Source organism: Marinomonas pontica (assembly GCF_036322735.1).
GTDB classification, from domain to species: Bacteria; Pseudomonadota; Gammaproteobacteria; order Pseudomonadales; family Marinomonadaceae; genus Marinomonas; species Marinomonas pontica.
This window is the reverse complement of record NZ_AP027271.1, coordinates 2,868,545-2,880,640: the sequence shown is the minus strand read 5'-3', so window position 1 is coordinate 2,880,640 and position 12,096 is coordinate 2,868,545. Positions and strand designations below refer to the sequence as shown.

Sequence of the window (12,096 nt, the reverse complement as noted above, 5' to 3'; positions counted from 1 at the left end):
TGCTGATAAGAAACCATATCATTAGGAGTCACATCCATGAGTAATAAAACTAAACTGATTCAGCAGTTAGAAGCTGAACAGATGACAAAAGAAGTCCCAGCCTTCGGCCCTGGTGACACTATTGTTGTTCAAGTTAAAGTTAAAGAAGGTTCACGCGAGCGTCTACAGGCCTATGAAGGCATTGTAATCTCTAAGCGTAACCGTGGTCTTAACTCAGCATTTACCGTTCGTAAAATTTCTAGCGGTATCGGTGTTGAGCGTGCTTTCCAAACGTACAGCCCTTTGGTTGAAAGCATCGAAGTTAAACGCCGCGGTGACGTGCGTCAAGCTAAGATCTACTACCTACGCGAGCGTTCTGGTAAATCTGCACGTATCAAAGAAAAATTGGCTAAACGTTAATTTTTTCTTATTAAAAAAAGGCGACGCGAGTCGCCTTTTTTTATGGAACTAACCCCTCTCAATATGGCCTAATAGAGACAATTTACGATGTCTTTGGGGTTATCATGAAACGCATTTTTCTATCCATGTCTCGCTCTGCTTTGCTCGGCGCTTTCCTGTTTTCTTTTTCTGGTCTGGTTTTAGCGGACAAAGCCGCTGTGTTATCGGCGGTGCAAGCTGCGTTGCCTCAATATGAAGTTGAAAGCGCAGAACGGCATGAGGGCGCGGGTTTGTATGTGGTTGCGCTTAAAAATGGCCCTACGCTTCATGTGACTCAAGACGGCCGCTATTTCGTGGCGGGTGATTTGTATCGTATGGACAATACCTCGCTTGAAAACGAAACCGAAAAAGCAAAGCTTGTTAAAATAGAAACCCTCCCCGAATCACAAATGATTGTGTATAAAGCCAAAGAGGAAAGGGCTCATATTACGGTATTTACTGATGTCGATTGCGGTTATTGTCGGATGCTGCATAAAGAAGTTCCTAAGCTGAACGAGGCCGGTGTGACGGTTCGTTACTTGGCCTACCCACGTGCCGGTATTGGCTCAGAAGCGTACACGAAAATGGTGAGTATCTGGTGTTCTGCAGACCCTAAAGAATGGTTGACGAAGGCAAAATTGGGCGCAGAAATTCCTGAAAACAAATGTGTTAACCCCGTTGCAGATCAGTATAAACTAGGCAATGAAGTGGGTGTTCGCGGTACGCCAAGCATCGTTCTGGATAATGGTGAGTTTCTGCCTGGGTATTTGCCTGCTAATGAGTTGGTAAAACACCTCGGGTTATAGACTTATCGCGAAATATTCCACTAAACATGAGCCTTCTTCAGCCTTTTCTACGTTGGGTTTGAATAATACTGGCGTTATAATACGTCAGATTGTCACTTAGCCTGTGTGTTATAAAGCGTTAAGTGTCCTATAAAAATTAAATTATCTCTGTGGGGTATTGTTTTGAAACCGGTAAAAGTCGGAATTTGTGGGCTGGGGACAGTGGGGTCCGGTAGTTTTAACATTCTTCGTAATAATGCAGAAGAGATTACACGACGTGTGGGTCGCAGTATTGTTATTGAGCAAGTAGGTGCCCGTCGTGATAACGATGCATGTGACACCTCCGGTATAAATGTTACCCGTGACATTTTTGATGTCGTTAATAATCCAGAGATTGATATCGTTCTTGAGTTGATTGGTGGAACGACTATCGCCAAAGAACTGGTTCTTACCGCCATAGAAAATGGCAAGCATGTTGTGACCGCAAACAAAGCGCTGATTGCAGAACATGGCAACGAAATTTTCGCTAAAGCCCAAGAAAAAGGCGTTATTGTTGCTTTTGAAGCGGCCGTTGCTGGCGGCATTCCTATTATCAAACAAATCCGCGAAGGTTTGTCTGCCAATCGCATTGAATGGTTGGCGGGTATCATTAATGGTACGGGCAATTTCATTTTGACTGAAATGAGCCAAAAGGGTCGTGGTTTTGAGGATGTGTTAGCAGAAGCTCAAGAATTAGGGTACGCCGAAGCGGATCCAACCTTTGATATCGAAGGCATCGATGCCGCACACAAATTAACCATTCTTGCGTCTATTGCGTTTGGTATTCCTTTGCAGTTTGAAAAAACCTACACAGAAGGCATTAGCCGAATTACTGCTGAAGACGTGGCGTTTGCAGATGACCTAGGTTATGCGATCAAACATTTAGGTATTGCTCGTCGTTCTAAAGCGGGGATTGAGTTACGCGTTCATCCAACCTTGATCTCTCATAAGCAGTTGTTGGCTAACGTAAATGGTGTAATGAACGCCATCATGGTGCAAGGCGATGTGGTTGGGCCTACATTGACTTATGGCGCTGGTGCTGGAGCGTTGCCAACGGGATCATCTGTTATTGCGGATGTGATCGATGTGGCGCGTACTTTGACCGCTGATCCAACAAATCGAGTACCTCACTTGGCTTTCCAGTCCGACTCATTGTCTAGCATGCAAATTCTGCCAGTAGAAGAAATAGAGTGCGGATTCTTTTTGAACATGACCATCAAAGATCGTGCTGGTGTACTGGCAAATATTACACAAATCTTGTCTACGAATGACATCAGTATCGAGTCTCTTATCCAGCGTGAGCGCGAAGGCAGTGAATTGGTGCCATTAGTGGTGATGACTCATGATGTTAAAGAACGCAATATGAATGCTGCCATTGCGGCAATTGAAGCCTTGCCGGATGTTGCGGGAACGGTGCAACGTATCCGTGTTGAAAACTTGGCTTAAGAGAGAATAAAGATGAAATACATTTCGACTCGTGGAAAAGCCCCTGCGCTTTCTTTTGGTGATGTTTTATTAGCGGGTTTGGCTAATGACGGCGGTTTATATGTGCCAGAAACCTTGCCTCACTATTCAAAGGAAGAGATCGCTTCATGGGCGAATCTTAGTTACCAAGAATTGGCTTTTAAAGTAATGTGGCCTTTTGTTGAGGGCGATATTCCTGCGGATGCCTTTAAAGAGATGATTAATGACGCATACGCGAGCTTTAACCATACCTCTATTGCGCCCATGGTTCAGCTTGGTAACAACGAATGGATATTGGAATTATTCCGCGGCCCAACTTTGGCGTTTAAAGATTTTGCCTTACAGTTGCTTGGTCGTTTGATGGATTATGTTCTGTCTGAGCGTAAAGAAAAGCTAGTTATCCTTGGTGCCACATCTGGTGATACCGGTTCTGCTGCGATAGAAGGTTGCCGTCATTCAGAGCATTTGAATATTTTCATTTTGCATCCATACCAACGCGTATCTGAAGTGCAACGTCGTCAAATGACCACGGTGATTGATGACAACGTGTTTAACATCGCGGTAAAAGGTAACTTTGATGATTGCCAAGGTATGGTCAAATCCAGCTTTGCAGATCAGTCTTTCTTGAAAGGTGCCAAGTTAGGTGCGGTTAACTCGATTAACTGGGCTCGTATCATGGCTCAGATCGTTTACTACTTTTCTTCTGCTTTGTCTGTTGGTGCGCCACATCGTAAGGTGTCATTCTCGGTTCCAACGGGTAACTTTGGCGATATCTTTGCCGGTTACTTGGCGAAGAAGATGGGCTTGCCCATTGATCAGTTGGTAGTTGCGACTAACCAGAACGATATTTTGCATCGTGTGATTGCAGAAAACGACATGAGTCGTCAGTCTTTGAATGTTACCTTGTCTCCAAGTATGGACATCATGGTTTCAAGCAATTTCGAGCGTTTGTTGTTTGATGCTCATGACCGAGATGGTGTAGCTATTGATGATTTGATGGCGCGCTTTAATAAAGGTGATGTCTCGTTGAACGATGAGGCGTGGTCTTATGTAAAAGAAAACTTTGACAGCTATAAGGTCGATGATAATAAAACCTGTGAAGTGATTGCAGATGTGTTTGCTAAAACGCAATATTTGCTCGATCCGCACACGGCAATTGGTCTAGAAGCAGCGCGTCATTGTTGGAAAGATCAGTCTGTTCCTATGATTACCTTGGCAACAGCGCATCCGGTTAAATTTCCGGAAGCGGTTGAAAAGGCAGGTTGTGAAACGCCTACCTTACCAGAGCACATGAAAGATCTATTCGAACGTGAAGAGTCTTATACAGTGTTAGACAACAGCTTGAGCGATGTTCAGGCATTTGTTGCGGATAAAATCTAGTCTCGACTAACGTAGTAGACTTCTGTAACGGCCAATCAGCGATTGGCCGTTTCTTTTTCTTTCATTCTTTTGTGTCTTTCCTATGAATATTATTTTACTCGACCCTGAAAATACGATTGCTGATGGTTTGTTTGCTCTTAATTCTCGCCAACAAACCCATATTTCCAAAGTGATTAAAGCGCAGTCTGGAGATGTTCTGCGGGTGGGGGTTTTGAATGGAAAGATAGGTGAGGGGGTTTATGAGCCTCCAAGCGAAGGTCGAGCTGGCTATATTCATTCGTTAAATCTTCCTACACTGCCGCCAGAGCCTCTGCCTATGGTGTTGGTTATGGCGTTGCCAAGACCAAATATGCTGAAGCGAACCTTACACAACATTACCGCGATGGGGGTAAAAGACTTATATCTTATTCATTCTGCCAAAGTGGAAAAAAGCTATTGGCAAAGTCCTGTACTGCAAACAGAGTCGATTCAGCAATGCTTGCTAGAAGGGTTAGAGCAGGCAAAAGATACGATAATGCCGAATTGGTCTTTGATTCCTCGTTTTCGCCCTTTTGTTGAAGATCAATTGCCTGATTTATTAAAAAACAAACGAGGTATTCTGGCTCACCCTTATTTGGCTAAACCTTGCCCTATCGATATTCAGCAGCCTTGTGTTCTTGCGCTTGGTCCAGAGGGTGGCTGGAACGATTTTGAAGTAAGTAAATGGCATGAAGCGGGAATGGAATCGGTGCATTTAGGGGATCGAATATTAAAAGTGGAAACTGTTGTGCCAGTATTGTTATCACGTTTATATCCGGCGTAGATTGTTATCAATCTTTGTAATAACAAATGTTGTGATTTGTAACGGTTTAGTATTAATTAAGGAGCTGTTCGGTTCTTTGGTGTAGGATTGTTCGTAATAGTAATGTGCGGCTTAGGAGTGCTGAGTCGGAGAATATGTATGACGGAATTGAATAAGTCAAAATCGACAGTCAAAAATACACTTAAATCGTCATGGCTGACTTTTTTCTATGTTGGCATTAAAGACGATGTTTTCTCAGAAGATACTCGTCGAGTATTTATTATAAACCTCTTCACTTCTGTCGGGGTGATTTTTACCCTTCCACTGAGCCTTTTGTCTCTTTATCAAGGTAAGTTGACGTTGGGGCTCAGCCTTTTCTCTATCGCGGTGCTGTATGCGCTCAATCATGTGTATTTAAGGCGGACGCACAACCATTCATTGTCAGGTAATTTTGTTATTTACCCTTTGTACATCTTGATGATTTATCTTGTGTATTCGGGCGGCGTAAATGGTACGGGTCATGTGTGGATTTACTGTGTGCCTGCTGTCGCGTTGTTTTTACATGGTATGAACAAAGGGCTGATTGAATTAAGCTTTTTTACATTAGCATTGATTATTGTTATGTACTTTTTTGGCGGTCATTTTGAAGAGTTAGGCTATCATGAAGCGTTAAAGTCTAGGATTATTTTTTCCTTCATTGTGGTCGTTTTTCTTTCCGGTATTTATGAATATTCCATATCTCGTTTTAATTTTGAATTAAAAGAGACCACAAACAAACTTAAGTTGGTTGCAAACACGGATGTATTGACTGAATTGTTAAATCGCAGAGGAATGCTGCAACGTTTGGAAGCCAGTTCTCAGAAAAGTTTTCATTTGCTGTTGGCTGATGTCGATTTTTTCAAACGGATTAATGACGAATATGGTCATGATGCCGGCGACTATGCCTTAACTGAGTTATCGCAAATTTTTCGAGTGTCATTGCCTGAGAATGATTCAGCGGCCAGATGGGGGGGAGAAGAATTTCTCATTGCTTTGTGCAATAAAACGGAGTCAGAAGCTTTTATGTTTGCAGAGGCGCTTCGTCAGCGGGTAGAAGCATTTGAGTTTGTTTACCTTGATCATCGCTTTAAATTAACCCTAAGCTTTGGTGTGGCGACAATGAATGCAACGACCACTTTGCGCGAAGCCATCACCTTAGCAGACAATCGTTTGTACCAAGCCAAACGATCCGGGCGAAATCAGACGCGTCGCGCGTAATCTATTTGTTTTCTAGAATAAAAAACCTCGAAAAGCATGCGCTCCGAGGTTTTTATTTGTCTTGTTTAAATAACCTTTTACCGTGGACTTACTGTGCCACAGGTTTTGAACCTGATGCGCCATAATACGCTATGAACAGGTAGCAAGCGATTGGCATAACAAAGGAGATTTGCAGTCCAATGGAGTCGGCAATATAGCCTTGAAGAACGGGCAAAATGGCACCGCCAACAATGGCAAGACATAACAAACCAGAACCACGGCTGGTTTGTGGGCCAAGGTCTTTAAGAGCCAAACTGAAAATAGTTGGGAACATAATGGAGTTAAATAAGCCAACAATAAGGATAGACCACATAGCTACATGACCATCGTTTACGATGGCGCTTGCGATCAGTACGATTGCCGCAAGTGCATTCACTGCTAATAATGTCCCAGCGGAAATTCGTTGCATTAAAGCCGCGCCAATAAAGCGTCCTACCATCGCGCCACCCCAGTAGTAGGCAACATAATGCGCCGCATCGGATTCAGCCAGTCCTGCAATATTTTCTAAGCCAAAAAAGTTAACTAATAAACTACCGATGGCCACTTCTGCACCGACATACATGAAAATAGCAACAGCACCTAAAACGAGGTGTCGATGCTTTAAAATGCTGGCACTGGGTGCGTCAGCGGACTCTTCTTCAATGCTTGATGGTGTTGGAAGACTAATACGAGTGAAAATGGCCGCAAGCACAACGAGCATAATGGCCAGCCCAATATAGGGAACGATAACGCTTTCCGCTTCTTGTGCCTTGGTGGCGTATTGTCCTGCGACAGTAAATAACAGGGCACCACCAACAATAGGCGCAACCGTTGTGCCTAATGCATTAAAAGCCTGCGAAAGTGTTAATCGGCTTGATGCTGTTTCTGTTGGTCCCATTACCGTCACTAATGGATTGGCGGCGACTTGTAGAATGGTAATACCCGCAGCAAGAACGAACAGAGCGCTTAGAAATAGACTGTATTGCTGAGCTTTTGCTGCGGCAACAAACAACAAACAGCCCGCGGCTGCGATCATCAGTCCAATGCCAATACCACGTTGAAAGCCTACTTTTTTAACGATGTTTCCCGCTGGAATAGAAACGATAAAGTAAGCGCCGAAAAAGCACATTTGGATCATCATTGCTTGGGTGTAATTGAGATCAAATACCCCCTTTAAGTGTGGAATCAAAATGTCGTTTAATGAAGTGATAAAACCCCACATAAAAAACAATGATGTAAGTGCCACTAATGCGAATCGCTGGTTCGATTGTGGCTTAGCTGCCACGGATGAGTGATTGTTCATATTTTTTCCGATTAGTTAAAACGAGTGCTGCTCAGTTTTTATCTTTAGAATGTCTATCCAAATCAAAAAAGTGCGGCATCATAGCATCGAAAATTTGTTTTGAGTGATGATAGGCTTTGGAGGAGGGGATAGTTCTAAAATATTCCTTTTTTGCGCCTTTATTGTAATAAAGTCTCTATTTATCAAGGTTAATGTAACAAAACCTATTTTTGGTGAGGTTTTCATTATTAGGATTGAGAGCGCGTTGTGCGGTTTGAAGTGTGATTTGCATTCTGTAAAAACGCCCTCTAGTTTGCACTTAATCCAGAGGGCGTGTTTTTTACTGTTCTTTTGAGTCTTGGCGAATCAGATTTCTGCGATTGAGTGACCAGTCCTTGTCAGTCACTTGGAAGCGATTGATGTGGACCATGATGTTATCAGAAAGCTTGATGACATCTTTGCCAACCATGCTGGAATGTTCAGTTTGTTTGTTTATTTTCACAAAGCTGTTTCGCATTTCATCGTAATGAGCGGTTACCTCTAAGAAGTTATTTTGCTGGCTGGTGATCGCCGAGGCAATTTGTGACACTCTACCAGAGATAGTATCCATGGCGCCTTTTACTTGTGAAAGCGACTGAATGGCATCGTTCACATGAATCGATGATTGATCGGCATTTGACTTGCTGTTTTCCATGCGTTTTACGACTTCTTGAGTGCCATTTTGAATGGCTTCTACCATGCTGGCGACTTCGTCCGTTGACTGACGGGTTTTTGAAGCCAGAGAGCGGACTTCATCTGCAACAACGGCAAACCCGCGTCCTGCTTCGCCAGCGCGTGCGGCCTCAATGGCCGCGTTTAACGCCAGCAGATTGGTTTGCTCTGCGATGCTATTAATAACATCAATGATGCCTGCGATTCGGTCTGTATCGCCTTTGAGTTTTGACAGAGCATCAACCGCTTGCGCAACGTCTACAGACAGTTCTTTCATCGTTTGTGCTACTTGATTAACGACCTTCTCACTGGTGTTCACGATAACGTTGCCTTCGCTAGAGGCTTGTCGAATTTCTTCCAGTTCGACTTCCACTTTCTTGGTGGATTCGTTGGTTTCTGAAAGGCATTCGTTGACCTTTCCTGCTTGGTACTTTTGTTGATCCGTTGCTATGGAAAGTTGAGTGTTCACATCGGCAATGTCTTCTGAAATAGGTTTAAGTCGAATAACGGAAGCGAGTACTGAGGAAAATGTCTTGTCGATGTGATTGATAAATAAGTTGATGCCTTTCGCTAAATCAGCAAGCTCATCTTTGCTGTTTGTCGGCAGTCGTTGAGTTAAATCGCCTTCGCCTTCTGCAATGTCATGCATAAGTTTAACCATGTTATCGATGGGGCGAACGATAACCTTTGCCAGTAATAACCCCAGAAGCGCACCAACAATCAGCGCGATAAGTGAAACCACCGCCAGTGTTGAATAGACACTGTCCTTTAGCGTTACGATAGGGGAAAAGGCTTCAGACTGGTTTTTTTCGCTGATAATAATCCAGTTCACATCTCGAATCTTCAGCGGTTTGAAGGCGCTAAGTGATGGTGTATTGAGGTAGTTATTGTCTATCAGGAATCCTTCTTTGCCTGAAATGGCGCTGTCTAACGCTTTGCTGTTAACTTTCACCGTACCAATGGTGGTGTTACGGTTTTCTATGGCGTTTAGGGTGTTGTCTGAAAAACCAGCCTTTTTAGCCGCTTCTAAAAAAGCAGCTTTGTCTTGAATTAGCATGCGTTCATTGCTGTGCATGATTCCATCATGCCCAACAAGGTAGGTTTGACCTGTTTCACCTAAGCCACTCTTCTCCCATTTTTCATGATGAACCATGACATCGTTAATTCGATCAATTGGCATTTGGAAAATAAGTACAGCAATCGTTTTACCATTTTTCATAATAGGTGACGAGATGAAGGATGCTGATGCTTTGTAAGATGGCCCATAAGGCGCAAAGTCAGTTAAATGAGTTTTAGTGGTGTCCTTGTCATTGACTGCTTTTTTAAAGGCTTCGCCCAAGCCTGTGTTTTTGTATGGGCCTGATAGTAATGATGTCCCAAAATCGAGCTCTTTAAAAACGCTGTAAACCACGTGACCGGTTTTAGCGTCCGCAATAAAAACATCGTAAAACCCAAATTCTTTTTGGAACTGGTGAAACATGGGGTGGAATGTTGAATGGACGCCATCATAAGTTGTGCCATCCCCCGCGCTGTCTAAACTGTCTTTTTCACCTAAGGGTGCTTTGTTTTTGCTGATATAGGTGATTTGAGCCGCTTTGGCGAGCGGGCTTAATGCCGAAAGTAGGGTATCGGGATTACTTGATGCTCCGGCGTTTAGGTCTTTGTAGTTCTTGTCGAATTGGTTTTGATAATAATCGATCAGTTTTGGTTCGTCGGCCGCGATGTTGTTCGTAGGGTAATTCGCAAAGGCATCGGAAAAGGCTTCAGCAGCGGCAATGGTGCTGTTGTTCTGAGACAAGCTAATGACTTGCTTTTCAATAAAAGAAAAATACGTTTCTATGGATTGGGCGGTAAGGTCACGAGAAAGAATGAGCTGTTTTTGTGTGCTTTCTTGGAGCGCTTGCGTGCCTTTATTTAGGGCGTTTTGGCTCAGAATGAGACCAACGATGACGGTTGGAACCACGGCGAGTAATGTACCCATTAAAATTAAACGTGTTTTGATTGAAACAGTCATTTTTCGTCCTAAATAGAGGTTGCAGAGTTGTGTTACATATACCTAGTAAACTACAAAGCAAGGTTAATGCCATGTATTTTGTAATGGTATTTAAAGGTTATACTAAAAAAGTTCCTATTGTATTTATGTTACGCTCCACTTTTATTTTGTCGTTAATTTGTAAGTTGCTTAGGTAAAGTTATGCGAATAGAGCGTCGGTCTTTTCAGGCTGAAGATAAAGGATTGCCTGAGACTATGTCTTTGAGCTTACGCCGTATTTTTTTGGCGCGAGGTGTGTGCACCAGTCAAGAACTGGACTATCGATTACCGCATTTGTTAAGGCCTGATTCTTTATTCGATTTATCGAATGCCGCACACATATTGGCGGATGCTGTTGAAGCGGGACAAAAAATCCTCATCGTTGGCGACTTTGATGCCGATGGAGCGACCAGTACAAGTCTTGGTATTCTCGCGCTAGAAGCGATGGGGGCGATTGCTCCGGAATATTTGGTGCCAAACCGATTTGAATTTGGCTATGGACTGACTCCCGAAATCGTGGCGGTTGCACAAGAGCGATCACCGGATGTGTTGATGACGGTGGATAATGGCATTGCCAGTATTGATGGGGTGTTGGCAGCGAAACAACATGGTATGAAAGTCGTGGTTACGGATCACCATTTACCCGGTGACAGTTTGCCTAATGCCGATGCTATCGTGAATCCGAATCATCCAAAATGCGGCTTCCCAAGTAAGAATTTGGCTGGCGTCGGGGTGATTTTTTATGTGATGTCTGCATTGCGTGCGGAATTAAATGCACGAAATTGGTTCGATAGACAGCACATTCCAGAGCCTAAAATGGCAGACTATTTGGATTTGGTTGCCTTAGGGACGGTCGCGGATGTTGTTCCATTGGACGCGAATAATCGGATCCTTGTCCAGCAGGGTATTAAGCGTATTCAAGCTGGGTTAGCGCGTCCGGGGATTTTGGCGTTATTGGAAGTTGGTCGTCGGGATTATACACAGCTAAAAGCGTCTGATCTGGGCTTTGTCGTTGGCCCTCGATTAAACGCGGCTGGTCGACTTGATGATATGTCGATAGGGATTGAGTGCTTGCTGGCTGTGCACCCGCATCAAGCGAGAGAGTACGCGCAGCAATTAGATCAATTCAATCGTGAGCGCAAAGCCATAGAGTCTGATATGAAAGAGCAGGCCGAGTGGGTGTTATCTACCTTGCTTGATGATGAGCAGGACATGCCAAATGGTATGTGTTTTTACGATGCGGATTGGCATCAAGGTGTCATTGGTATTTTAGCTTCGCGGATGAAAGACAAATGTCATCGTCCAGTGATCGCGTTTGCCCGCGTGGGGGAAGATGAGTTAAAAGGTTCAGCGCGTTCGATTCCTGGGGTACACATACGGGATGCGTTGGATTTATTGGCGAAACGATACCCTCAGTTGTTGAGTAAATTTGGTGGTCATGCGATGGCCGCAGGGATGTCCATTAAAGAGTCTCATTATGAAGCCTTTCAGTTAGCATTTGACGCCATTATTACCGAGTGGGTGACGCCAGAGCAATTGGAGGCAACCTTGCTGACTGATGGCCCTCTTGCTCCCGAAGATTTCAGCTTGAGCTTTGCTGAGCAAGTTCGCTTGTCTGGTCCTTGGGGGCAAATGTTCCCAGAGCCATGCTTTGATGGTGTGTTTGATATTTTACAGCAGCGAATTGTCGGTGAAAAACATCTGAAGCTGATGGTTAGAGAACCGAGCAGTGGGCTTTTGCTGGATGCGATTAGCTTTTTTGTCGATTTGGAGCAGTGGCCAAATGACAAGGCCGCGCAAGCGCGCTTGGTCTACAAGTTGGATGTGAATGAATTCAGAGGGCAGCGAAACTTACAGCTGCTGGTGGATTACCTAGAGCCAGCCTAAAAGGGCATAAAGCAGACGCAGTAATATTGTGCGATTTTGCGAT

9 protein-coding genes are annotated in these 12,096 nt (G+C 44.0%); 7 read left to right on the top strand and 2 right to left on the bottom strand.

The features are described from left to right. Positions 1 to 36: 36 nt before the first annotated feature. From rplS to AABA11_RS13510, 6 genes are all read left to right on the top strand, one after another. A complete protein-coding gene (gene rplS, locus AABA11_RS13535) occupies positions 37 to 399 on the top strand; it encodes a 50S ribosomal protein L19 (protein WP_255827995.1) in 363 nt (120 codons plus the stop codon). A gap of 104 nt (positions 400 to 503) precedes the next feature. Beyond that, positions 504 to 1,223, top strand: coding sequence for a thioredoxin fold domain-containing protein (locus AABA11_RS13530; RefSeq protein ID WP_338268745.1), 720 nt, complete (start codon positions 504 to 506; stop codon positions 1,221 to 1,223). A 162-nt stretch (positions 1,224 to 1,385) separates the two neighbouring features. Then, positions 1,386 to 2,687, top strand: coding sequence for a homoserine dehydrogenase (locus tag AABA11_RS13525; protein WP_338268743.1), 1,302 nt, complete (start codon positions 1,386 to 1,388; stop codon positions 2,685 to 2,687). Between the two features lie 12 nt (positions 2,688 to 2,699). Next, positions 2,700 to 4,085: a threonine synthase gene (gene thrC / locus AABA11_RS13520; RefSeq protein ID WP_338268741.1), complete on the top strand. Its 1,386-nt coding sequence runs from the start codon at positions 2,700 to 2,702 to the stop codon at positions 4,083 to 4,085. Positions 4,086 to 4,167: 82 nt separating this feature from the next. Continuing rightward, the gene (locus AABA11_RS13515; protein ID WP_338268740.1) at positions 4,168 to 4,887 is read left to right on the top strand and encodes a 16S rRNA (uracil(1498)-N(3))-methyltransferase; all 720 of its coding nucleotides are present in this window, start codon (positions 4,168 to 4,170) and stop codon (positions 4,885 to 4,887) included. A 138-nt stretch (positions 4,888 to 5,025) separates the two neighbouring features. Further along, positions 5,026 to 6,123 carry a GGDEF domain-containing protein gene (locus AABA11_RS13510; protein ID WP_338268738.1) on the top strand — a complete coding sequence of 366 codons (1,098 nt, stop codon included), beginning with the start codon at positions 5,026 to 5,028 and terminating at the stop codon, positions 6,121 to 6,123. Positions 6,124 to 6,211: 88 nt separating this feature from the next. Here AABA11_RS13510 and AABA11_RS13505 read toward each other — a convergent pair whose 3' ends face one another. Beyond that, positions 6,212 to 7,444, bottom strand: a complete 1,233-nt coding sequence (locus AABA11_RS13505; RefSeq protein ID WP_338268736.1) for a sugar MFS transporter — start codon at positions 7,442 to 7,444, stop codon at positions 6,212 to 6,214. Positions 7,445 to 7,763: 319 nt separating this feature from the next. Continuing rightward, a complete protein-coding gene (locus AABA11_RS13500) occupies positions 7,764 to 10,148 on the bottom strand; it encodes a methyl-accepting chemotaxis protein (RefSeq protein ID WP_338268734.1) in 2,385 nt (794 codons plus the stop codon). Positions 10,149 to 10,328: 180 nt separating this feature from the next. On the opposite strand from AABA11_RS13500, the gene recJ reads away from it, so the two are divergent. Continuing rightward, positions 10,329 to 12,053, top strand: a complete 1,725-nt coding sequence (gene recJ / locus AABA11_RS13495) for a single-stranded-DNA-specific exonuclease RecJ (protein ID WP_338268732.1) — start codon at positions 10,329 to 10,331, stop codon at positions 12,051 to 12,053. Positions 12,054 to 12,096: the final 43 nt, after the last annotated feature.